A 23,162-nucleotide genomic window follows, 5' to 3' on the forward strand; every position below is an offset into this window, starting at 1 on the left:
GTGGGAGCGAGCCTGCTCGCGAAGCGGTGTGTCAGGCGACATCAATGCTGGATGTACCGCCGTCTTCGCGAGCAGGCTCGCTCCCACAAGGTTTCTTCGTGTATTGAAGGATCGGTTATGACCACAACAAGACTGACCATGGCCCAGGCCCTGGTGAAATTCCTCGATAACCAGTACATCGAGGTCGATGGCGTCCAGAGCAAATTCGTCGCCGGGATCTTTACCATTTTCGGCCACGGTAATGTGCTGGGTCTGGGGCAAGCCCTGGAGCAGGACAGCGGCGACCTGATCGTCCATCAGGGCCGCAACGAACAAGGCATGGCTCACGCCGCCATCGGTTTCGCCAAGCAACACCTGCGGTGCAAGATCTACGCCTGTACCTCATCCGTGGGGCCAGGCGCGGCGAACATGCTGACCGCTGCCGCAACGGCCACCGCCAACCGTATTCCCTTGCTGTTGTTGCCCGGTGACGTTTACGCCTGCCGTCAACCAGACCCGGTGTTGCAACAGATCGAACAGTTCCATGACCTGAGCATCAGCACCAATGATGCGTTCAAGGCGGTGAGCAAATACTGGGATCGCATCAACCGTCCCGAGCAGTTGATGACAGCGGCGATCCACGCCATGCGCGTGCTCACCGACCCCGCCGAAACCGGTGCCGTCACCCTGGCCTTGCCGCAAGACGTGCAGGCCGAGGCGTATGACTATCCTGATTACTTCCTGCAAAAACGCGTGCACCGCCTCGAGCGCCGTCCGGCCTCTGAAGCGATGCTCGGCGATGCCGTGGCACTGTTCAAAGGCAAGCGCAAACCGCTGATCATCTGTGGCGGTGGAGTCAAATACTCGGGTGCCAACGCGGCGTTGCAGGCCTTTGCCGAACGTTTCGATATTCCTTTCGCCGAAACCCAGGCTGGCAAGAGCGCGGTGGTGTCCGGCCATCCGTTGAACGTCGGCGGGATCGGCGAAACCGGTTGCCTGGCGGCGAACCTGTTGGCCAGGGACGCGGATTTGATCATTGGCGTAGGCACCCGCTACAGCGATTTCACCACCGCGTCGAAATCCTTGTTCAAACACCCGGACGTGCAATTTCTCAACCTCAATATCAGTCCGTGCGACGCCCTGAAACTCGACGGCGTGCAACTGCTGGCAGATGCCAAAACCGGTTTGCTGGCGCTGGCCGAAGCACTGGGTGATTACCGCTCCAGCTGGGGCGATCAACCTGGTGAAGCCAAGGCGCAATTGGACGAGGAAGTCGACCGCATCTATCAGGTCGAGTACCAGACCCAGGACTTCGTCCCGGAAATCAACGACCACCTGGACCCGGCGGTGCTGCGCGAATTCATCGAGCTGACCGGTTCCTGCCTGACCCAGAGCCGGGTGCTCGGTGTGCTTAACGAGACCCTGGCCGATGATGCCGTGATCGTCGCCGCTGCCGGCAGCTTGCCTGGCGACCTGCAGCGCAGCTGGCGCAGCAAGGGCGTGAACACCTATCACGTCGAGTACGGTTATTCGTGCATGGGGTATGAGGTGAACGCCGCATTGGGCGTGAAGCTCGCCGAACCTGAGCGCGAGGTCTACGCGCTGGTGGGCGACGGCTCCTACATGATGCTGCACTCGGAACTGGCAACCTCGATCCAGGAACGTCGCAAGATCAACGTGGTGCTGCTGGATAACATGACCTTCGGCTGCATCAACAATCTGCAAATGGAACATGGCATGGACAGCTTCGGCACCGAGTTCCGCTTCCGCAATCCTGAAACCGGCAAGCTCGATGGCGGCTTTGTGCCGGTGGATTTTGCCATGAGCGCGGCGGCTTACGGCTGCAAGACCTACAAGGTGAACACGGTTGAAGCGCTGCGGGCCGCGTTGGCCGATGCGCGTTTGCAGACAGTGTCGACGCTGATCGACATCAAGGTCCTGCCCAAGACCATGATTCACAAATACCTGTCCTGGTGGCGGGTCGGCGTGGCGCAAGTCTCCACCAGCGCGCGGACCGATGCGGTGGCCAAGACCCTGAACGAACGACTGGCCAAGGCCCGTCAGTACTGATTGCCCTGAATCGAACAACAAGGAGTCCTTTCATGTCATCGCTTACCCATTCGTTGCGCTTAGGCGTCATCGGCACCGGGGCCATCGGCCAGGACCACATCCGTCGTTGCAGCCAGACCTTGCTCAACAGCCAGGTCGTCGCGGTCACCGACATCAATTTGCAGCAAGCGGCCAAGGTCGTAGCCGATCTGAAACTGACCGCCGAGGTCTATCCCGACGGCCACGCGCTGATCAAGGCGCCGGAAGTCGAGGCGATCCTCGTCACTTCCTGGGGGCCGAGCCACGAAGAGTTTGTACTGGCGGCGATTGCGGCGGGCAAACCGGTGTTCTGCGAGAAACCGCTGGCGGTCACCGCCGAAGGCTGCCGCAAGATCGTCAAGGCCGAAGTGGCCCACGGCAAGCGGTTGGTACAGGTCGGTTTCATGCGTCCGTACGATGAAGGTTATCGGGCATTGAAAGCGGTGATCGACAGCGGCCAGATCGGCGAGCCGCTGATGCTGCATTGCGCCCATCGCAACCCGACCGTGGGTGAAAACTACAAGACCGACATGGCGATCACCGACACGCTGATCCACGAACTGGACGTGCTGCGATGGTTGCTCGATGACGATTACGTTTCGGTGCAAGTGGTATTCCCGCGCAAGACCAGCAAGGCTCTCGCGCATTTGAAAGATCCACAGATCGTGCTGCTGGAAACCGCCAAGGGCACGCGCATCGATGTGGAAGTGTTCGTCAACTGCCAGTATGGCTACGACATCCAGTGCGAAGTGGTGGGGGAGACGGGCATCGCCAAACTGCCGGAGCCGTCGCAGGTTCAGTTGCGCAGTGGAGCGAAGCTCTCCAATGCGATTCTGATGGACTGGAAGGACCGGTTCATTGCGGCCTATGACGTCGAGTTGCAGGCGTTCATCGATGGCGTACGGGGCGGTCAGGTGGGCGGGCCATCGGCGTGGGACGGTTTTGCCGCTGCCGTCGCCGCAGATGCGTGCATCGAAGCGCAGAACAGCGGCCAGATCGTCAAAGTCGCACTCCCAGAGCGCCCCCATTTCTACGGCTGACCCCGATTCCCTGTGGGAGAGAGCCTGCTCGCGAAAGCGGTGTGTCAGACAACATCAATATTGACGGTTGCGCCGCCTTCGCGAGCAGGCTCGCTCCCACAAGGACCGCGTGTATCCAGTAGGCGGCTCACATAACAAAAAGAAGGAGTTGAGTCATGCGTATCGGACTTGTCGGTTACGGCCATGGTGGCCGGTTTTTTCATGCTCCGCTGATCAGCAGTTTGCCGGCGGCGACCTTCGTGGGCGTGGTTACCCGCTCCGCCGAGCGCCGGCAACTGTTGGCCGCGGAGCATCCCGGTGTACCGGCCTTCGACAGCATTGGCCAACTGGTCGAAGCCGGTGTCGATGTGCTGGTGGTGTCCACGCCGCTCAAAGGTCGCCCGGCACTGGTGCTCGACGCCATCGAACACGGCGTGGCGGTGGTCAGCGACAAGCCGTTCGCCGCCGATACGCAACAGGCGCAAACCCTGATCACCATGGCCGAACGTCAGGGCGTGCAATTGAGCGTCTACCAGAACCGGCGCTGGGATTCGGATTTTCTCACCGTGCGCAAACTCATTGAGTCCGGTGCGTTGGGTCAGGTCACCCGTTTCGAATCGCGGATCGAGCGCTATTCGCCGCAGTCAGTGAACAACGGCAGCGGCGGCGGTTTCCTGCGCGATCTGGGCAGCCACCTGGTGGATCAGGCCCTACTCCTGTTCGGCCCCGTCACCCGGGTGTATGCCGAACTGGATTACGCCGAAAAAGGCCAGACCTTCGACAACGGCTTTTTCATGTCCCTGACCCATGCCAACGGCGTGATTTCACACTTGGGGGGCAGTTGCCTGCAAAACACCCCCGGCCCGCGTTTTCGCGTGACCGGCACCCAGGGCTGCTACAGCATCGATGGTCTGGACGGGCAGGAGGCGTCGGCCCTCGCCGGGCTCACCCCCAAATCCGAGGGCGAGCGCTGGGGCGTCGAGGAGCACCGTCGCTGGGGCTGGTTCGAGCAGGGTGAGGTACGCGAGCGGGTGCCGTCCGAGCGGGGCTGCTGGAACCAGTTCTATTTACAGCTGAAAACCTCGTTACAGAGCGGTGGCCCACTGCCGGTCGAGGCCCGTGATGCACTGGCGACTACCCACGTACTAGACGCTGCGCGGCTCAGTTTTGAGCGTCATCAAGTAGTGGCATTGGGCCCATTCGAGAGCCATGGAATGAAATCAGAAAAAAATTCTAAAATCGGTTGATATAGAAAATATTTTCCAATAAAGTCATTTCCAGCGAACTGCTTCGCACAACGTTTCAACACTTTTCCTGCTTGTCCGCTTACTGAAATCGTCACGCCTCATCCATAAAACCAACAAAAATGTGGAGAAAGACTTTTCATGAAGACCAAGATCCGTTTCGCCTCTCTCGCTTTGTCCCTGATGTTCGCCAGCGGCGCCGCGCTGGCCGATGTGAAGATCGGTGTCAGCATGTCCCAGTTCGATGACACCTGGCTGACCTACCTGCGTGAATCCATGGACAAGAAAGCCAAGTCTTACCCCGACGGCGTCCAGCTGCAATTCGAAGACGCCCGCAGCGACGTGGTCAAGCAACTGAGCCAGGTCGAAAGCTTCATCAGCCAGAAAGTCGATGCCATCGTGGTCAATCCGGTGGATACAGCCGCTACCAAAAAAATCACTGAAGCCGCGGTGAAGGCCGGCATTCCGCTGGTCTACGTCAATCGCCGTCCCGATGACCTGAACCTGCCCAAAGGCGTGGTGACTGTCGCTTCCAACGACCTGGAGGCCGGTGAAATGCAAATGCAGTACCTGGCCGACAAGATGGGCGGCAAGGGCGATATCGTGATTTTGCTGGGTGACCTGGCGAACAACTCCACCACCAACCGCACCAAGGGCGTCAAAGAGGTGCTGGCCAAATACCCGAACATCAAGATCGAGCAAGAGCAGAGCGGTATCTGGCTGCGGGATAAAGGCATGACCCTGGTCAACGACTGGCTGACCCAGGGCCGCAAGTTCGACGCGATCGTCTCCAACAACGATGAGATGGCCATTGGTGCCGCGATGGCGCTTCAACAGGCGGGCGTCGAAAAAGGCAGCGTGTTGATTGCGGGTGTCGACGGTACGCCAGATGGTTTGAATGCAGTGAAGAAAGGTTCGCTGGCCGCTTCCGTGTTCCAGGACGCCAAGGGTCAGGCCGACGGCTCCATCGATACCGCCGTGAAAATGGCGAAAAACGAGCCGGTCGAATCGGCTGTCTGGGTGCCGTTTCGCCTGATCACGCCGCAAAACGTTGACCAGTTCAAATAGTCCATCCGTTCGATAACAACAATAAACACGCAAGGTTGCGACGCGACCTTGCTGATGGAGTACCTGATCATGTTCGCTTCAGCGACTGCTTCGAGCACCCCGTTGGTGGGTGTCCAGCCAACTGCAACGCCTGTCGATGAGCCGTACCTGCTGGAGATCATCAACGTCAGCAAGGGTTTTCCCGGTGTGGTGGCCTTGTCCGACGTACAACTGCGGGTGCGTCCCGGTTCCGTGCTGGCGCTGATGGGTGAAAACGGCGCAGGCAAATCCACCTTGATGAAAATCATCGCCGGCATCTACCAGCCGGATGCCGGCGAGTTGCGCCTGCGGGGTAAGCCGGTGGTCTTCGAAACACCCCTGGCGGCGCTCCAGGCCGGGATCGCGATGATCCACCAGGAACTCAACCTGATGCCGCACATGAGCATCGCCGAAAACATCTGGATCGGCCGTGAGCAGCTCAACGGTTTCCACATGATCGACCACCGCGAAATGCACCGCTGCACAGCGAAACTGCTGGAGCGCCTGCGGATCAATCTCGACCCGGAGGAGCTGGTAGGCAACCTGAGCATCGCCGAACGGCAGATGGTCGAGATCGCCAAGGCGGTGTCCTACGACTCCGACATCCTGATCATGGACGAACCGACCTCGGCCATCACCGAGAAGGAAGTCGCCCATCTGTTCTCGATCATTGCCGACCTGAAAAGCCAGGGCAAAGGCATCATCTACATCACGCACAAAATGAACGAAGTGTTCAGCATCGCCGACGAAGTGGCAGTGTTCCGCGATGGCGCCTACATCGGTCTGCAACGGGCCGACAGCATGGACGGCGACAGCCTGATCTCGATGATGGTGGGGCGCGAGCTGAGCCAGTTGTTCCCGGTGCGTGAGAAGCCGATCGGCGATCTGCTGCTGTCGGTGCGTGACCTCAAGCTGGACGGTATTTTCAAGGACGTCTCCTTCGACCTGCATGCCGGAGAGATCCTGGGCATCGCCGGTTTGATGGGGTCGGGGCGGACCAATGTCGCCGAGGCGATTTTCGGCATCACGCCAAGCGACGGTGGCGAGATCCGGCTCGACGGCGAGGTGGTGCGCATCAGTGATCCGCACATGGCGATCGAGAAGGGCTTCGCGCTGTTGACTGAAGATCGCAAGCTCAGTGGCCTGTTCCCATGCCTGTCAGTGCTGGAAAACATGGAAATGGCAGTACTGCCCCATTACGTCGGTAACGGCTTCATTCAACAGAAAGCCCTGCGCGCACTGTGTGAAGACATGTGCAAAAAGCTGCGGGTGAAAACACCGTCGCTGGAGCAATGCATCGACACGCTTTCCGGTGGTAACCAGCAGAAAGCCTTGCTGGCGCGCTGGTTGATGACCAACCCACGAATCCTGATTCTCGACGAGCCGACCCGCGGTATCGATGTCGGCGCCAAGGCCGAGATTTACCGGCTCATCGCCTGCCTCGCCAGCGAAGGCATGGCGGTGATCATGATTTCCTCGGAGCTGCCGGAAGTGCTCGGCATGAGCGACCGGGTGATGGTCATGCACGAGGGCGACCTGATGGGCACCCTCGACCGCTTCGAGGCAACTCAGGAGCGCGTGATGCAATTGGCCTCGGGCATGTCCGCGGTTCATTAAGTCAAGGGCGAGCACAGGTGAAAGGGGATTGTGTGGCGAGGGAGCTTGCTCCCGCTGGGCAGCGAAGCGGCCCTGGAAGAGTGGGACTGCTGCGCAGCCCAACGGGAGCAAGCTCCCTCGCCACAGGCAAGCGGCCTGGCCACACGAAATTCATATGAAGGGTGAATGGTTATGAACGCGATACTGGAAAACAAACCGGCAACGGCACCGGTCAAGAGTCGCCGGCGCTTTCCGACCGAGCTGAGCATCTTCCTGGTGCTGATTGGCATCGGCCTGGTGTTCGAACTGTTCGGCTGGATCGTGCGCGACCAGAGTTTTTTGATGAACTCCCAACGGCTGGTATTGATGATCCTGCAAGTGTCGATCATCGGCCTGCTGGCGATCGGCGTGACCCAGGTGATCATCACCACCGGCATCGACCTGTCGTCGGGCTCGGTGCTGGCCTTATCGGCGATGATCGCTGCCAGCCTGGCGCAGACCTCGGATTTCGCTCGGGCGGTATTCCCGTCGCTGACCGACTTGCCGGTGTGGATTCCAGTGATTGCCGGGCTCGGTGTCGGGCTGCTGGCGGGGGCAATCAACGGCAGCATCATTGCCATCACCGGGATTCCACCTTTCATTGCCACCTTGGGCATGATGGTCTCGGCCCGTGGCCTGGCGCGTTACTACACCGAAGGCCAGCCGGTGAGCATGCTGTCGGATTCCTACACGGCCATCGGTCACGGCGCGATGCCGGTGATCATTTTTCTGGTGGTGGCGGTGATCTTCCATATCGCGCTGCGCTACACCAAGTACGGTAAATACACCTACGCCATCGGCGGCAACATGCAGGCGGCGCGTACGTCGGGTATTAACGTCAAGCGCCATCTGGTCATCGTCTACAGCATCGCCGGGTTGCTGGCGGGACTGGCGGGCGTGGTCGCTTCGGCCCGTGCCGCCACCGGGCAGGCCGGGATGGGCATGTCCTATGAACTGGATGCGATTGCCGCGGCGGTCATCGGCGGTACCAGCCTGGCAGGCGGAGTAGGGCGCATCACCGGCACGGTCATCGGTGCACTGATCCTCGGGGTGATGGCCAGCGGGTTCACTTTCGTCGGGGTCGATGCCTACATCCAGGACATTATCAAGGGCTTGATCATCGTGGTCGCGGTGGTCATCGACCAGTACCGCAACAAGCGCAAACTCAAGCGCTGACATTGACTGCAAGATATTGCACAAGGGGACCAGGCACTGCGTAGCCTGGCTTCCTTGTGTAAGCGTGCACCCTGGACGTGCGTCAGGTTAGAAGACGTTCACTCCCACCCGTAATCGAGCGCAGGGTTGATTGGCGGAAAACATTCCAGTGTGGCCAGATCCAGCAACGTGAAGTAACCATTCTTCCAGCCCGCCGTATCTATGTGGTAGACATTCCCGAGTATGACCGGCTGCCTGAGTGGCGTATGGCCCACGATCACGGCCCGCACGCCGTCAACACCGGCGTGGTTTTCGTCAGTCAAGCGCTTGCGCGACCACTGAAGGATGGCGGCAATGTGGTCGACCTCTCTCACTGATCCAGAAAGCCCTGTAATCATTTCTCCCCAGCTTGCGCGCGGAACGTCGGCGTGCACGATGCCGATCAGGCCCTGTGCGGTCTCGACTTCGATCACCAGAGGCAAGTCCTGAAAGAGGCTGGCGTAGCTGCCTTGCTCGATGCTCGACAGCCCGTAGAACCACGCGCCACCATTGAGCAAGTGCAGGCTGCATTCATAGCTGATGGGGCCGGCGGCGTGTGAATCAACAGCCATCTGCTCATGGTTGCCACGCACCGCATGGAACCAGGGCTTGCGCAGCAGCCATTCATCGACATCCAGCGATTCAGGCCCGCGGTCAACCAGATCGCCGACGCTGAACAGGCGGTCGACGGCAGGATTGAATTCGGCCGCCTCCAGCGCCGCTTGCAGCCGGGTGAAGTGACCGTGAATGTCGCCGACCGCGAGATCCCGGCCCACCGTATTGGCGGCGAAGTGCTTCACGCGCGACACCTCGGTAGTTTCGGACATTGGACACTCCGATGCAGCAGGCGGCCAGGTTATCGCGTTGGCAATGATGGCCTTGGCATCAGCGGCCCATGGCCAAGCGTTCCCTTGAATTCTGGCATAGCTTGGCCTTGCCCGCTGCTGGCCGATGAGACCGCTGTGGTCTTCTTTCGCGCAAATATACAAACTACAGTTGCCCTCTTTAATACAGGCAATCATAGTTATTCTTGGTAATTAGTCTCGCTTTCAACATATTTCTGGCGCCAAATATTTACACTATAAAAGTTGATCGAAAAGCGATTGGTCTTAGTGCGATTTATTCATACGCATTGCTGTAACTTCAGCCATAAGTATCAAAGCGTCCAACTAGAGCAAGAGGCGAGGAGTACTGCAACCCGACAAAAGACAAAATACTGACAACAAAAAACAGTCACATTCTCCCTATTAAGTCGGTAATACATCATGATCAAGATCATGGCCTTCTTTTTAATAGGAGCTGTAACTGCAGGATGCAATGGCATTGTAAAGCCCGACTTTTCGGGGCCTGCCAATGATTCATACTTTTTAGTCTTTTCAGGCTTTCCTCTGCCGTATGTGTACATGGCCTCGGCCGTGCAATGGAACGATGACTACGCCGTCACCACCCGTCACACGCCGTTCATCGCCAACGTGAAGTACAGTTGCAGCACTAACTGCGACCTTGTCTTCATCAAGCATAAAGCCAACGGCCGCTACCCCTCATGGCGCGCTCCGCGTGTGGGCGAGAGCATCACGGCAGTGGGGGTGAGTCCTTACCTGGTGACCACTACCGGGAAAGGCAAGGTGTATCAAACGCCGTTCGTCAACGCCGACGAGAACAGCGGTGATCTCTACGGCATCCATGACGCCCCGCTGGTCAAGGGGATGTCCGGTGGGCCGGTCATTGCCAATGACGGCAGTGTTGTCGGCATCAATATTGGTTTCCACTCAACCACATTGAATGATGTGAGCAATAACGCCGGGGTAAAGGACGCTGAGAGGATCAGTATCTTTATCCCTTACTCGATCATTCAACGCGAGTGGGGGATGTTGCAGGCAAAGCTTAACGATCAGCGCGGCACGCAGTATGTTGCGAAGTGATTTTCCGTTGGCACCCAATTGGCCTTGGAATCATCACTTTTTCGGCGATTTACCGCTGGAGGGGATATGCAAGTAAGACATCACGCTTTCGGTCAGTTCGGTCGCCAGCTTGACGGCTTCTTTATTACGAGCCATCACACCCGCCACTAATCCTTCGATCAAGGCGAGCACGGCGATGTTGGAACTGGTCATTACCGGATGATCGGCGGGGGCAAACAACACGTGTTCGGCAATACTGGTCAGCGGCGAGGCGGGTGAGTCGGTGATTGCCAGCACCGAGGCGCCGCGCTCGTTTGCAAAACGCGCGAGTTGCAGGGTGTCGAGGGAATAGCGCGGCAGGGAGATTGCCAGCAACACGTCTTGATCGGTGATGGCGGCCAGACGGTAAGCGGCGTTTTCGTTGCCGCCCTCCATGCTGATGGCGGTGGCGTCCGCACAGAACGGCATCAGTGTCGAGGCGGCAAGCCCGGCGAAGTAGACGCTGTTGCCAAAGCCCAGGATGTAAATCTTGCGAGCGTTGATCAGACGGGTGACGAACGCTTCAAAGGTGTCTGCGTGGTTGTTGGTGGCGGCCGTGGCGAGGTTGCTGGTGGCGCTCTGGATTTGCTCATGCAGGCCAAAGGCGCCGCCAGGACGATGGGCCAGTTCGTTTCGCAGTTTGTCGACCGGCGACACCATCTGCTGCAACGTCGCGACCAGCTCGGCTTTCATGCCGGTGTAGCCACCCAGGTTCAGCGCCTTGGCCAAACGATTGACTGCTGCTGGCGAGGTGGATGTTTCATGAGCCATTTCTTCGATCGTCAGCGTCGCGGCCCTGAGCGGATGACGCAGGATAAAATCCGCCACCTTGCGCAGTGACGGCGGTAAGTCGGGAACGATTTCCGCGAGTTTGCGCATCACTGGAGCGGCATAGACCGTGGTGTTTTTCGAAGGAGTCGGCATATCCGGTTCAACACTTCCTGAGGGTTGGGGCTGGGGCTGGCGCATAACCTGTGGGAGCGTGCGGGCGGCGCTCCCACAGGGTGCTGCGCAGGCTGGAGTGTATCCGAAGCCGTCTCTTGCGGAGAGCGGGGCGGGTTGATTATTTCAAGCTGCCGGACAGAAACTGCTGGAGGCGCTCGGATTGCGGTTTGACCAGCACTTCGCGCGGATCGCCACGTTCCTCGACCTGGCCTTTATGCAGGAACACCAACTGATTCGATACTTCCCGTGCAAAACCCATTTCGTGGGTCACGACCACCATGGTGCGGCCTTCGAGTGCCAGGTCCTGCATGACTTTGAGCACTTCGCCGACCAGCTCGGGGTCGAGTGCCGAAGTCGGTTCGTCGAATAACATCACTTCAGGTTCCATGGCCAGCGCGCGGGCAATGGCCACACGCTGTTGCTCACCGCCGGACATGTGAGCCGGCCAGGCGTCCATGCGGTGCGCCACGCCGACTTTGTTCAGGTAGTACTCGGCTTTTTCCCGCGCTTGTTTCTTGTTCACACCCAGCACATGCACCGGCGCTTCCATGACGTTTTCAAGGGCACTCATGTGCGACCAGAGGTTGAAGTGCTGAAACACCATCGACAGTCGCGAACGCATGCGTTGCAGTTGCTTGGGTTCGGCCGCCTTGAGCCCGCCGAGTTTGTTGGTCACCAGTTTGAGCTGTTCGCCATTGAGCACGATGTTGCCGGCGTTGGGTTGCTCCAGCAGGTTGATGCAACGCAGGAAGGTGCTTTTGCCGGAACCGCTGGAACCGATGATGCTGATGACGTCGCCGGCTTTGGCCTCCAGGGACACGCCCCTGAGCACTTCGTGGCTGCCGTAGCTTTTGTGAAGGTCCTGAATTTCAAGCTTGTACATGGGTTCAACTCTCTGGAATCAGTCGCTGAGCAAGCGGCCTTGGCGGATGGGGGTACGGCCGGCCACTTTGGCCAGCCACAAACCAGGCTGGGCAAAACGCAGTCGTTCGCGGGCATACAGGATGCCGTCAGTGCTGGCGCGCACCACGCTGTGCAGGTCAGTCAGCGGGTCGATGACTTCGAACAGCGGATCGCCGACCCTGACGTGGGCGCCCAACGGTTGCAAATAGCTCACCACCCCCGGGTGCGGCGCATAGGCGTATTGCGCACCGGCGAAGGGGGTCGCTTCACAAAGGCTCGGCGGGGCGTCAGGCCAGTCACCACTGATCAGGCCTTGCTCGGCGAGATAGCCGAGAATGGCCTGCGCGCTCTCGACGCATTGCTCGCGTTCGGTGTCGGCCATGCCGCGCAGTTCGAGGGTGGTCGCGACGCACGCCAGCGGAATATTGGCTTCGGGAAATCGCTCGGCCAGTTGCAGCCAGGGAATGGCGCAGGCTTCGTCGAAGGCGTTACCTCCCGCCGCCTCGGCCAGCAGGGCAACGCCAGCGCCCAGGCGGGCGGCCAATGAGTGCAAGCGTGGCCAGTTTTGCGGCATCGCATACAGCAGCATGATCGACTCGAAGTCGCAGTGCAGGTCCAGCACCACGTCGGCATCACAGGCATGTTGCATCAACAGGCGCCGCAGGCCATCGAGTTCCGATGTCGGTGGTGACATGTTGGTGAGGGCATCGCTCATGGCGCGACGGATCAGCGCGATGTTGCTGTTGCTATCGTCTCCCAGTCGACCTTCCAGCATCGGTACCACGGCTTCGGCGAGCTCCGGGAAGTCGCGATTGAAATTCTTCCCGCTGGAAAACTCAAAACGCCCTTGATGGGTGGCCTGGAACATCTGTGCGATGCCGATCGGATTGGCCATCGGCACCAACTCGATCACGCCGGTCAGGCGACCTTGTTCTTCCAGCGCTCGCAGGCGGCGCTTGAGTTCGACGGCGACGCGCATCCCCGGTAGCTCGTCGGCGTGCAGCGAGGCCTGGATGTAGGCCTTGCGCGGGCCGCTGCCAAAACGAAGCAGCGCGAGCGATCGCTCCGTGCCCGAGGCACTCCACGGCAAGCGGTATTGAATGTGTTCCATAAAACTCCTTAGTGCTTGCGCGGTGCCAGATAGGCCAGCCAGCGGCGCTCGGCCAGCTTGAACAGGCGAACCAGGATGAAGGTCAGGGCCAGGTAGATGAGGCCGGCAGTGATGAACGCTTCGAACGGCAGATAAAACCGCGAACTGACCGTTCGCGCGGCGCCGGTGATATCCACCAGCGTGACGATCGACGCCAGGCTGGTGGTTTGCAGCATCATCAGTACTTCGTTGCTGTACTGCGGCAGCGCCCGACGCAAGGCGGACGGCAGGAGAATGCGGCGGTACAAGGTAACGCGCGACATGCCCATGGCTTTGGCGGCTTCGATCTCGCCGTGTGACGTGGACTTCAAACTGCCGGCCAGGAGTTCCGCGCTATAGGCACTGGTATTGATCGCGAAGGCAAGGCAGGCACAAAAGGTGGCACTGGACAGGTAAGGCCAGAGCGCGCTTTGGCGTACCGCTTCGAACTGCGCCAACCCGTAATAGATCAGGAACAGTTGCACCAGCATCGGCGTGCCGCGAATCACGTAGGTGTAGAGCCAGGCCGGAAAGTTGATCAACGGTGATCGCGATACCCGCATCAGCGCCAGCGGAATCGCCAGCACCAGGCCAACGGCCAGGGAAATCAGCAGCACTTTCAGGGTCACCCATACGCCACTGTAATACAGCGGCAGGTTCTCCCAGATCAGGTTGTAGTCGAGAATCATGGGTGGGCTCCCGGTTACAGTTCGGCGGCTTTGATGCCGACCGAGTAGTGTTTTTCCAGACAGCGCAGGACCAGCAATGACACGCTGGTCAGCATCAGGTAGAGCGCGGCAACCGCGAGGAAAAACGTGAATGGCTCATGGGTGGCGTCCGCTGCGTTTTTGGCTTTGAACATCATGTCCTGCAAGCCGATGGCCGAGATCAGCGCGGTGGATTTGGTCAGCACCAACCAGTTGTTGGTGAAGCCGGGAATGGCGAAACGAATCATCTGCGGCACCAGAATCCGCCAGAACACCTGGGCACCACCCATGCCATACGCCGCACCGGCTTCGGCCTGGCCTTTGGGGATCGCCATGAAGGCACCCCGAAAGGTTTCCGAGAGATAGGCACCAAAAATGAAACCCATGGTGCACACGCCGGCGATAAAGGGATTGATGTCGATGTAGCGTGTGTAACCGAGTGCGAGGGCAATGCGGTTCACCAGATCCTGGCCGCCGTAGAAGATCAGCAGGATCAACACCAGGTCGGGAATACCGCGAATCAGGGTGGTGTAGCCTTCGCCCAGTATCGCCAGCCATTTGAACGGCGATAAACGAAAGGCGGCGCCGATCAGGCCCAGGGCAATCGCCATGGACATGGAGATCAGGGCCAGGTTAATGGTCAGCCAGGCGCCATCGAGAATGCTCGATCCGTAGCCGTGGAGCATGATGAAATTCCTCAAGCGAGCGCCCGGTGGGCGCGCGAAACAAGCAAGACGTGGCGCCCGCAAGGGCCGACGCCAGGGTTTCGGGTAACGGCTTATTCGCCGTAGATATCGAAGGCGAAGTACTTGGCCATCACTTGCTGGTACTTGCCATTGGTGCGGATGGCGTCAATCGCTGCACTCAAGCGTGCAACGTTCGCCGTGTCGCCTTTGCGCACCGCGATCCCGGCGCCCCTGCCGAAGTATTTCGGGTCGTTGATGTCCGGCCCTGTCAGGGCGAAACCTTTGCCTAACGGCGTTTTGATAAAGCTCTCATCGGTGTTGACGATGTCGGCGAGCGTGGCGTCCAGTCGACCCGACGCCAAGTCGAGGAAGGCTTCATTCTGCGAGGAGTAGCGCACCACCTCGACGCCGGCTTTCACCAACTGCTCGGTAGCGAAGCGGTCGTAGGTCGAGGAGCGTTGCACGCCGACTTTCTTGCCCTTGAGATCGACCAGCGGGTCGTTGATCACGTTGCCGGCCTTCATCGCGAACTTGCCCGGTGTGTGGTAGTACTTTTTGCTGAAGTCGACCGACTTCATCCGGTCTTCGGTGATCGACATCGACGACAGCACCGCATCGATCTTGCGCACTTTCAGCGACGGGATCATGCCGTCGAACTCCTGGATGACCCACTCGCATTTGACCTTCATTTCCTCGCACAGCGCGTTGCCGATGTCGTAGTCGAAACCACTGACGTTGCCCTCTGGCGTCTTGAAGGAGAAGGGCGGGTAGGCGGCTTCGATACCGATACGCAGGCTGTCTTCGTCGGCGTGGGCCAGAAAGCTTGCGGCGCACAGTGCCAGGGCACCTAGAAGTTCTGTCTTGTTCATATTGTTGACTCCTTGGATGGGGGATGACGCGGAGATATAAATGACACATTAAATTTCATAAATCAATAATGTGAAAATAAACGTATCAATGCGAGGCGATAAAAGGTGCATGGATGGGCATGTAATCGCAGCCATGCCACCGAACCTTCAAACGAAAAAAGGGGCGCGGAAAACGCTAATGCCAGTCAGTCAAGGTGTAAAACCTGTGGGAGCGAGCCTGCTCGCGAAAGCAGCCTGTCAGGCAACGCAGGTGTTGGCTGTGCAGCCGCCTTCGCGAGCAGGGATTGGGTGGGTTGGTGGTGCAGGGGGGCGCTCAGAACCGATCCAATCGATACGCCTCAACCGCCGGCAATGCATGAACCCCAGTGGGGCTTGCAGGCAATACCATCCGGCCAATCAGCTCAGCCGTAACCGCCGCTTGAGTCAGCCCTAAATGCTGATGACCAAACGCAAGCAACACCTTGCCGTCGCACACCCGATCAATAATCGGCAATGAGTCAGGCAGCGAAGGACGAAACCCCATCCAGGGGGTTGCAGCCTCAGCATTCAGATCACGCTTGAACAGGCCTTTGCTCAATCGGTGCAACTGCCAGGCGCGTTCCATGTTCGGAGGGCTGTCCAGGCCGGCGAATTCGACGGTGCCGGCCAGCCTCAGACCGTCGGCCATGGGGGTCATGATGAATTTGCGTTCCAGCGAGGTGACGGCGAAAGGCAGGCGCTGGTGTTCATGGGGTAGCATCAGGTGATAGCCGCGTTCGGTGTCCAGGGGCACTTTTTTGCCGGTCAGCGCGGCGGTCAGTCTGGCGGAGTGAGCGCCGCAGGCGATGAGGACCTGGCGGGCAGTCAGGCTGCCTTGGTGGGTGAGCAGTGACACGCCGTGCTCCTGCACACGCCCGCCCGTGACCTGATGTTTGATGAACTGCACGCCGCTGGCCTTGGCCGCTTTCACCAATTCACCAACGACGCGGTAGGGGTCCAGGAAGTGCCCGGTGCGCGGGAAGAACAGCCCGCCCTGAATGTGCTCGCTCAGTTGCGGGGCGACCTCACGCACTGCGCTCGCCTGCCATAAATCGACAGGCACTGCTTGATGGCGCATGCGTGCCTGTAACGCATCGATTGCCTGTCCCGAGTCAGGGCGCTCGAACACCAGCAGCGAGCCATCCTCTTTGAGCAGGTCCGGACGGGCAATCGTTTCGAGCAGCCGTTGCCAGGCGCCAAGGCTGCTTTCGTTGAGTGCGCGGATGCCGGCCACGGTGCGCTGGAAAGGTGCCGGTCGCAGGTTCAGCAACAAACGGGTGAACCACGGTAATGCCCGGGGCATGTATCTCCAGTCCAGGCGCAACGGCCCCATGGGGTCCATGAGCATCGCCGGCAGACGCTTGAGGATGGACAGGTCGGCGATGGGAAACACTTGCTCGGTGGCCAGATGCCCGGCGTTGCCGAATGAAGCCCCGTGCCCCGGATCCTGATGATCGATGACCACCACCCGCTTTCCCTGGCGTGCAAGCCGAAGGGCGCAGGCGACGCCGATGATGCCGGCGCCGACCACGGCGATGTCCGCGGGGTTTTGCGTATTGCCTGAATTAAGGGACGTCATGTTCCTGGGCTTCTGTTGGGTCATCCAGCAAAAGGTGCGCATCGGCGCACCACGATGTGATCGAGTCGGGTGTCAGACCAGGTTCTGCTCTTTCGACCAGTTCGCGTACCACTGGCGGAACAACCCGTACTGGGTCTCGGCGTAACGACGCTGGGCATCGCTGAGTGCATCGGTCTCGTTGAAGTGCAAGGTGTATTGCTGGTCGCCATTGAGCACCATCAGATGCTTGTAATAGAGCACCAGGTCGCAGCCCTCGTCGAAGGACGACAACACCGCCAATGCAGACTCCAGTTCGCGCGCCAGACGGCGAGCCTTGGCGTCACCTTTGGCCGCCTGCTTGCTCAGGGCCACCAGTTGCAGCACCTCGCGCGGCAGTGCGTTGCCCACGCCGGTGATGGCACCGGTGGCGTTGCAGTTGACGAAACCGTGCACCACCTGGGTATCGACGCCCACCATGAGGGTCAGATCATCGTCCCTGGAGGTGATGTTCTCGGCGGCGTAGCGCAGGTCGGCGGCACCGCCGAACTCCTTGAAGCCGATCAGGTTCGGATGCTCTCGGCGCAGTTCGAAGAACAGATCGGCACGGGTGGCGAAGCCGTAGTAAGGACTGTTGTAGATCACTGCCGGTAGATTCGCTGCGGCGTTCAGGATGGCGGCGAAGTGCGCCTTTTGGGCGGTTGCGGATGCGCCACGGGACAACACGCGAGGAATGACCATCAAGCCATGGGCACCGACGTTGGCCGCATGGGCTGCATGGGACACCGCTTCACGGCTGTTGACGGCACCGGTACCGACGATGGTCGGGACGCCGGCGTCGACCAGGCGCGCCACACCTTCCTGACGCTCGGCTTCGGTGAGCAGGGGCCAGTCGCCCATCGAGCCGCAATACACGACAGCGCTCATGCCGATATCGATCAGTTCGCGACCCTTGGCCACCAAGGCATCGAAGTCCGGCTTGCGCTCGGCGGTGCAGGGTGTCATCAGCGCGGGAATGCAACCGGTGAATATGTTGTCGCTCATGGTTGTCGCTCCTTGGAACGTTGATTCAGATAAACAGGGAGGTACGGGGTTCAAATACCCCAGGCGAAGGGGTCCTGCTCGTCGATCAGCAGCGTGCTGTCGGCGGTCATCCAGGCGCGGCCGGTAATGAACGGGCGGATGCGATCGCCTTCCCATTCGTAGCGGCCCTCGAACTGACTGGCGGTGATGCCGGCTTGTACCCAGCGTTCGCCCTCGGCCAGTTTTCCATCGGCGGCCAGGCACGCCAGTTTGGCGCTGGTGCCGGTGCCGCAAGGCGAACGGTCGTAGGCCTTGCCCGGGCACATGACGAAGTTGCGGCTGTCGGCATGATCGTCTTCGGCGAACAGCTCGACATGGTCGATGAGGGCGCCGTCTTCGCCGTGGATGCCCTGGTCCTTCAGCGCCTTGAGCATTGCCCAGGTGTACTCGGTCAGCACCTCGACATTGTCCATTTGCAATACCTTTCCATGGTCGGACACCAGGAAAAACCAGTTGCCGCCCCAGGCGATATCGCCGTACACGCGGCCGTGTCCGGGCACCTCGACCGCTACGTGCTGGCGGTAGCGGTAGGCGGGCACGTTGCCCACAGTCACCGCACCGTCTTCATGCAGGGTGGCGCTGACCTGGCCGACCGGTGTATCAATCTTGTGCACGCCGGGGCTGATATGTCCCAAGTGGTGCAAGGACGCGACCAGGCCGATGGTGCCGTGGCCGCACATGCCCAGATAGCCGGCATTGTTGAAGAAGATCACGCCGCAGGTGGCGTCCGGCGAAACCGGCTCGCAATACAAAGCCCCCACCAATACATCGTTGCCCCGGGGTTCCAGCAGGCAGGCGCGACGCCAGTGGTCATGCCCCTCGCGCAGGGCATCGCGTTTTTCGGCCATGGTATTGCCGGGCAAATCAGGAAAGCCTTTCATCACCAGGCGAGTCGGTTCGCCGCCGGTGTGGGAATCGATGACATGTACTTTTTTCATAGTCCCGTCCATTAGAGGAAATCGGAAAGCTGTGAGTCTGAACTCACCGGCAATGGCTTCAGAGTGAGCGCGTCAGCCTGGCCGCGATTGATGTTTTTCACTGGCATCAATGACGAAATCAGCACAGTACGGATGACCGTGATGCGCCCTCGACAGGGCGCCGGGGTTGGGGCAACCTGCTCGGCGTGCTGGTTGCCTGGACGAAAAGTGGGGGAGGGAGCTTCATGACGCAGAACGCGCTTGCGATCCTGTGCCAGGGGAACGACGCCAGTCGTCCTCAGACCATCGATGAATTATTGGCAGGCGTGGCACTGCTGCTGCCGATGCTGGATGTCATTCCCAATGCCGCGATCTTTATCAAGGATGTCCAGGCGCGCTACGTCATGGCCAACCGCACCCTGGTGCGTCGCTGCGGGTTGAAACACCTGCAATCCTTGCTTGGAAAAACCAGTGCCGAGGTTTTTCCGGCGCAGTTGGGGCCTGGCTATACCGAACAGGATCGACGGGTGCTGGAGCAGGGGCTTGTTCTGGAGGATCAGTTGGAGTTGCACTTGTACGGCAGTCGGGAGCCCGGCTGGTGCCTGACGCACAAACGGCCCTTGCATAACCGCAACGGTGAGATCATCGGGTTGGTGGGGATCTCGGTCGACCTGCAGTCGGCCAGCGAGACGCATCCGGCCTACCAGCGCCTGGCCGCGGTAGACGAATACATTCGCGCGCATTTCAACCGGCGCGTCACCTTGAGTGAACTGACGCGGATCGCCGGCATTTCAGTGGCGCAACTGGAACGGTACTGCAAGCGTGTGTTCAACCTGACGCCACGCCAGATGATCCAGAAAGTTCGCCTGGAGCATGCACATCGAATGCTGCATACCGACATGCCGATCACCGAGGTCGCACTGCAGTGCGGCTACACCGACCACAGTGCGTTTACCCGTCAGTTCAAGGCATTGACGGGTTTTACACCACGCCATTACCGGCAAGTGACACTCGGTGAATCCTGACGATCAAAAACCAACGGCCTGCGCGACAAGGTTGTCTTGCGACCCAGCCATCAGGTGCAACGGAACCTGTTGCTGCTTCTCCAGGCACGGGATTTCAAAACCACCGACGATCTGAAGCTGTCGCTCATTCAACCCGGTCGCCTCCTCTTCTTTTGCCTTGGCCATTCTCGCGTGGTTCGCTGCGATTTCATTAAGAGTTGACACGTTACATCTCCGGTGACTGACCAAGCGTATTGCTGGAGGCCTTAAGCATTAGTTTGAGGGGCTGGCGTGTCAGAATTATGTCGTTCTGGGGCCGCTACGACCGCCTGTGCAAGCCGTAAGCCAGAGAGGGGCGCATAGTGCGCCCCGGGTTTTGATTTGCGACGAAAGGTTGTGCGATGAGTTCAGGACAGGAAAGTCAAAGGCTACGACCGATACTTGATGACAATCCCCTTGAGTTTACGACCCTCCATGGCTTGCACATCGCGCGCCCACAGCGGCCCGTTGGCACGGGCACCCACGGTCCCGATACGGTCGTAGACCACTACCACGGCATCACCGCCCAGCTTGGCGGATTCCTCGCGCAATTTCTGTTCGACCTCGGCAATCGGTGGCGCGGGATCGACGCTGGCATCGATCAGCACTTCACCCAGACGGATGTGCGGGCGAAGGGGCTCGGAGCGCAGCACCACGACTTCGCTGGGCATTGTCGGAGCGGGGTGCTCGACACCGACATAGGCGGTGCTGTGGGCATCGACGGTGGCGCAGCCACTGAGAACGAGGAGGGTGGCGGTGAGCCCGCCGGCCAGTAGCGACAGTTTGAAACGGGTGGACCAGGACGCAGGCATGGTGGGTTTCCTCCGGACAATCCGCTGCTATACGGGGAATGGCATGTTGACGGTAGCAGACGACCCGGGAGTTGCCAGAAAGCCCAACCGGGTCTGATTGGGCTGTCTTCGTTACGGATCTAGAGTGAGTGAGAAATCTGTGGCGAGGGAGCTTGCTCCCGCTTGAGTGCGTAGCACTCACAAAAATCTTAATGGTTTTCAGATTTCGGGGCCGCTGCGCAGCCCGACGTCGGAACGCCGCCCGGAGCCAGCTCGCTCGCCACAGGGATTGGTAAGACTCAATCATTACGCTCCCACAAGGGGATTGTCATTGATCCTTCTCGCAATTGACCATCCACGACACGCCAAAGCGGTCGACCAGCATGCCAAAGCGGGCCGCCCAGAAGGTGGTCTCCAGCGGCATTTGCACATTGCCGCCTGCTGACAGTGCGGAAAACACCCGTTCAGCCTCGGCAATGCTGTCGACATTCAGCGAAATCGAACAGCCGTTCATTTCTTCGGTGGGGCGGTCGGGGGTGGTATCCGATCCCATGATCGCCTGATCGCCCACTGCCAGGCGGGTGTGGATGATCAGGTTATGCAGGTCCTTGGGTACATGATCGCCGGCGGGTGTTTCACCGTAGGTCAACATCGCTTCGATCTGGCCTTTCAGACATTCGGCATAGAAGGTGAACGCGGCTTTGCAGTCGCCATTGAAGATAAGGTAGGGATTGATTTTCATGATGCGGCTCCCGGTCATTGAAGGGACACATCGGATTGGACGCTTGGTTCAGGAGCGAATTCCGATGATATCGACCGGGCAAGCAAAGCCCTAAATCGCGCCAGGGGCCTGGGTTTTTTTAGACGTTTTCTCGATAGACCGGGCGAGGCTTATTGCCTCGACCGGGCGTCGTGGTGCGAGCACGCGCTCGATGGCTCCGCTGAGCATGTTTTCCAGCAGTTCGTCCTGCTCGCCTTCGTCCAGCGAATGGGGTGACAGCCAACTCGGTGCGCTGTTAAGCAAGGCGGCAATGGCGTGCCCGGCTGCCGGCAGACCTGATTCGCTGAATCGGGAGCGGGCGCCGAGCATCACCAGCAACCGGCGTTCGTACTGTTCGCGCAACTGGAGAACCCGCGCCTGTTGCTCTTCATTCAGGCAGCCGCTGTCGCGCTCCACCAGTCGAAAGTGCCACGGCATGTCGCGATGCAGGTTCAGGTGCGCGCGGATCAGGCTGTTGAGCCGGTCGCGTTTGGCCGGGGCCTTTTGTTCGATGCGGCCAAGGGTGGCCAACAGCTCTTCGTAAAACTCCTCGATCAGGTCGAGCAGCAAATGCTGTTTGCTCGGGTAATGGTGATACAACGAGCCTGGGGAAAGCCCCAGGCACGTGGCGAGTTCGCGCATGCCGACCTGACCGAAACCTTTGCTGGCAAACAATTCCAGCACCTTGTCCCGGTACTCGGCAAACCGCGAGCAACGCTCAGGCATAGGCATGGAAGCCACGCCCCGTCTTGCGACCCAGGTAACCGGCGGCAACCATTTCCTTGAGCAGTGGCGCCGGGCGGTATTTGCTGTCGTTAAAGCCGTCGTAAAAGGCTTCCATGATCGCCAGCAAAGTGTCCAGGCCGATCAGGTCCGCCAGGGCCAGCGGGCCGATGGGTTGGTTGCAGCCCAGGCGCATGCCGGCGTCGATGTCTTCGGCGCTGGCCAGGCCTTCCTGGAACACCAGGACCGCTTCGTTGATCATCGGTACCAGAATCCGGTTGACCACGAACCCCGGGCGGTTGCCGGCGGTGATCGCGGTTTTGCCCAGCGCGGTCGCCATGTCCAGTGCCAGGGCGTGGGTGGCGTCGCTGGTTTGCAGGCCGCGGATGACTTCAATCAGGCCCATCACCGGCACCGGGTTGAAGAAGTGCAGGCCGATAAAGCGCTCTGGCTGGCTGACGCCGGCGGCGAGTTGGGTGATCGACAGCGACGAAGTGTTGGAGGCAATCACGCAGTCGGCGCTGACCTGCGACGCGATCTGTTGCAGTACCCGCAGTTTCAGCTCGAGGTTTTCCGTGGCGGCTTCGATCACCAGTTGCGCGTTGTGCAGGCTGCTGTAGTCGGTGCTGGTGCGGATCTTGTCGAGGGCGGCGAGCTTTTGCTCCAGCGTCAGGGTCTCCTTGGCAACCTGACGATCGAGATTCTTGCCAACGGTCGCGACGGCTTTTTGCAAAGCGCTCTCAGAGATGTCGAGCAGGGTCACGCTGAAACCGGCCAGGGCGCAGACTTGCGCAATGCCATTGCCCATGGTGCCGGCGCCGATCACGCCAATGTGTTGCAGATTCATG

At 59.7% G+C, this 23,162-nt stretch carries 23 protein-coding genes; 8 read left to right on the plus strand and 15 right to left on the minus strand.

What is annotated here, in order from left to right; all coding sequences use genetic code 11:
* The first annotated feature begins 117 nt into the window (after positions 1–117).
* The 6 genes from iolD to CKW21_RS07695 all read left to right on the plus strand — a co-directional run bounded on the left by iolD (position 118) and on the right by CKW21_RS07695 (position 8,227).
* Complete coding sequence (gene iolD / locus CKW21_RS07670; RefSeq protein WP_095193376.1) at positions 118–2,049, plus strand: 3D-(3,5/4)-trihydroxycyclohexane-1,2-dione acylhydrolase (decyclizing); 1,932 nt, start codon at positions 118–120, stop codon at positions 2,047–2,049.
* A 32-nt stretch (positions 2,050–2,081) separates the two neighbouring features.
* A complete protein-coding gene (locus CKW21_RS07675) occupies positions 2,082–3,107 on the plus strand; it encodes a Gfo/Idh/MocA family protein (protein WP_095193377.1) in 1,026 nt (341 codons plus the stop codon).
* Between the two features lie 155 nt (positions 3,108–3,262).
* Positions 3,263–4,333: a Gfo/Idh/MocA family protein gene (locus CKW21_RS07680; RefSeq protein ID WP_095193378.1), complete on the plus strand. Its 1,071-nt coding sequence runs from the start codon at positions 3,263–3,265 to the stop codon at positions 4,331–4,333.
* A 138-nt stretch (positions 4,334–4,471) separates the two neighbouring features.
* Complete coding sequence (locus tag CKW21_RS07685) at positions 4,472–5,398, plus strand: sugar ABC transporter substrate-binding protein (RefSeq protein ID WP_095193379.1); 927 nt, start codon at positions 4,472–4,474, stop codon at positions 5,396–5,398.
* Positions 5,399–5,467: 69 nt separating this feature from the next.
* Positions 5,468–7,033: a sugar ABC transporter ATP-binding protein gene (locus tag CKW21_RS07690; protein WP_095193692.1), complete on the plus strand. Its 1,566-nt coding sequence runs from the start codon at positions 5,468–5,470 to the stop codon at positions 7,031–7,033.
* Between the two features lie 171 nt (positions 7,034–7,204).
* Positions 7,205–8,227, plus strand: coding sequence for an ABC transporter permease (locus CKW21_RS07695; protein ID WP_007956055.1), 1,023 nt, complete (start codon positions 7,205–7,207; stop codon positions 8,225–8,227).
* Positions 8,228–8,325: 98 nt separating this feature from the next.
* Here the strand turns inward: CKW21_RS07695 and CKW21_RS07700 are convergent, their stop codons facing one another.
* Entirely contained in the window at positions 8,326–9,072 is a 747-nt protein-coding gene (locus CKW21_RS07700) for a metallophosphoesterase (protein WP_095193380.1), read from the minus strand.
* A 438-nt stretch (positions 9,073–9,510) separates the two neighbouring features.
* Here CKW21_RS07700 and CKW21_RS07705 point away from each other — a divergent pair, with 438 nt between their 5' ends.
* On the plus strand, positions 9,511–10,167 hold the full coding sequence (locus CKW21_RS07705; RefSeq protein ID WP_095193381.1) for a trypsin-like peptidase domain-containing protein: 657 nt from the start codon (positions 9,511–9,513) through the stop codon (positions 10,165–10,167).
* A gap of 33 nt (positions 10,168–10,200) precedes the next feature.
* On the opposite strand, the gene CKW21_RS07710 is transcribed toward CKW21_RS07705, so the two are convergent.
* The 9 genes from CKW21_RS07710 to CKW21_RS07750 form a co-directional block, all read right to left on the minus strand.
* Positions 10,201–11,109 carry a MurR/RpiR family transcriptional regulator gene (locus tag CKW21_RS07710; protein WP_095193382.1) on the minus strand — a complete coding sequence of 303 codons (909 nt, stop codon included), beginning with the start codon at positions 11,107–11,109 and terminating at the stop codon, positions 10,201–10,203.
* A 139-nt stretch (positions 11,110–11,248) separates the two neighbouring features.
* The gene (locus CKW21_RS07715) at positions 11,249–12,013 is read right to left on the minus strand and encodes an ABC transporter ATP-binding protein (RefSeq protein WP_095193383.1); all 765 of its coding nucleotides are present in this window, start codon (positions 12,011–12,013) and stop codon (positions 11,249–11,251) included.
* Between the two features lie 18 nt (positions 12,014–12,031).
* Positions 12,032–13,144, minus strand: coding sequence for a succinylglutamate desuccinylase/aspartoacylase family protein (locus CKW21_RS07720; protein ID WP_095193384.1), 1,113 nt, complete (start codon positions 13,142–13,144; stop codon positions 12,032–12,034).
* A gap of 8 nt (positions 13,145–13,152) precedes the next feature.
* Positions 13,153–13,851 carry an ABC transporter permease gene (locus tag CKW21_RS07725; RefSeq protein ID WP_095193385.1) on the minus strand — a complete coding sequence of 233 codons (699 nt, stop codon included), beginning with the start codon at positions 13,849–13,851 and terminating at the stop codon, positions 13,153–13,155.
* Between the two features lie 14 nt (positions 13,852–13,865).
* Positions 13,866–14,555 (minus strand): ABC transporter permease, encoded by a 690-nt coding sequence (locus CKW21_RS07730; protein WP_095193386.1) that lies wholly within the window; start codon positions 14,553–14,555, stop codon positions 13,866–13,868.
* Between the two features lie 92 nt (positions 14,556–14,647).
* A complete protein-coding gene (locus tag CKW21_RS07735) occupies positions 14,648–15,424 on the minus strand; it encodes an ABC transporter substrate-binding protein (protein WP_095193387.1) in 777 nt (258 codons plus the stop codon).
* A gap of 313 nt (positions 15,425–15,737) precedes the next feature.
* Positions 15,738–17,021 carry an FAD-binding oxidoreductase gene (locus CKW21_RS07740; protein ID WP_095193388.1) on the minus strand — a complete coding sequence of 428 codons (1,284 nt, stop codon included), beginning with the start codon at positions 17,019–17,021 and terminating at the stop codon, positions 15,738–15,740.
* 72 nt (positions 17,022–17,093) lie between these two features.
* Positions 17,094–18,041, minus strand: a complete 948-nt coding sequence (locus CKW21_RS07745) for a dihydrodipicolinate synthase family protein (protein ID WP_095193389.1) — start codon at positions 18,039–18,041, stop codon at positions 17,094–17,096.
* A 50-nt stretch (positions 18,042–18,091) separates the two neighbouring features.
* On the minus strand, positions 18,092–19,018 hold the full coding sequence (locus CKW21_RS07750; RefSeq protein WP_095193390.1) for a 4-hydroxyproline epimerase: 927 nt from the start codon (positions 19,016–19,018) through the stop codon (positions 18,092–18,094).
* 224 nt (positions 19,019–19,242) lie between these two features.
* On the opposite strand from CKW21_RS07750, the gene CKW21_RS07755 reads away from it, so the two are divergent.
* Entirely contained in the window at positions 19,243–20,022 is a 780-nt protein-coding gene (locus CKW21_RS07755) for an AraC family transcriptional regulator (protein WP_095193391.1), read from the plus strand.
* Between the two features lie 3 nt (positions 20,023–20,025).
* Here the strand turns inward: CKW21_RS07755 and CKW21_RS07760 are convergent, their stop codons facing one another.
* The 5 genes from CKW21_RS07760 to CKW21_RS07780 all read right to left on the minus strand — a co-directional run bounded on the left by CKW21_RS07760 (position 20,026) and on the right by CKW21_RS07780 (position 23,161).
* A complete protein-coding gene (locus tag CKW21_RS07760) occupies positions 20,026–20,226 on the minus strand; it encodes a hypothetical protein (RefSeq protein ID WP_095193392.1) in 201 nt (66 codons plus the stop codon).
* Between the two features lie 203 nt (positions 20,227–20,429).
* A complete protein-coding gene (locus CKW21_RS07765; protein WP_095193393.1) occupies positions 20,430–20,852 on the minus strand; it encodes a hypothetical protein in 423 nt (140 codons plus the stop codon).
* Between the two features lie 307 nt (positions 20,853–21,159).
* Positions 21,160–21,573: a VOC family protein gene (locus CKW21_RS07770; protein ID WP_095193394.1), complete on the minus strand. Its 414-nt coding sequence runs from the start codon at positions 21,571–21,573 to the stop codon at positions 21,160–21,162.
* 90 nt (positions 21,574–21,663) lie between these two features.
* Entirely contained in the window at positions 21,664–22,323 is a 660-nt protein-coding gene (locus tag CKW21_RS07775; protein ID WP_095193395.1) for a TetR/AcrR family transcriptional regulator, read from the minus strand.
* Positions 22,310–23,161: a 3-hydroxybutyryl-CoA dehydrogenase gene (locus CKW21_RS07780; RefSeq protein ID WP_095193396.1), complete on the minus strand. Its 852-nt coding sequence runs from the start codon at positions 23,159–23,161 to the stop codon at positions 22,310–22,312. The genes CKW21_RS07775 and CKW21_RS07780 overlap by 14 nt, the downstream gene beginning before the upstream one ends.
* Position 23,162 lies beyond the last annotated feature (1 nt).

Origin of the sequence: Pseudomonas sp. Irchel 3A7, from assembly GCF_900187565.1 — a bacterium.
In the GTDB taxonomy this organism is placed as follows: Bacteria; Pseudomonadota; Gammaproteobacteria; order Pseudomonadales; family Pseudomonadaceae; genus Aquipseudomonas.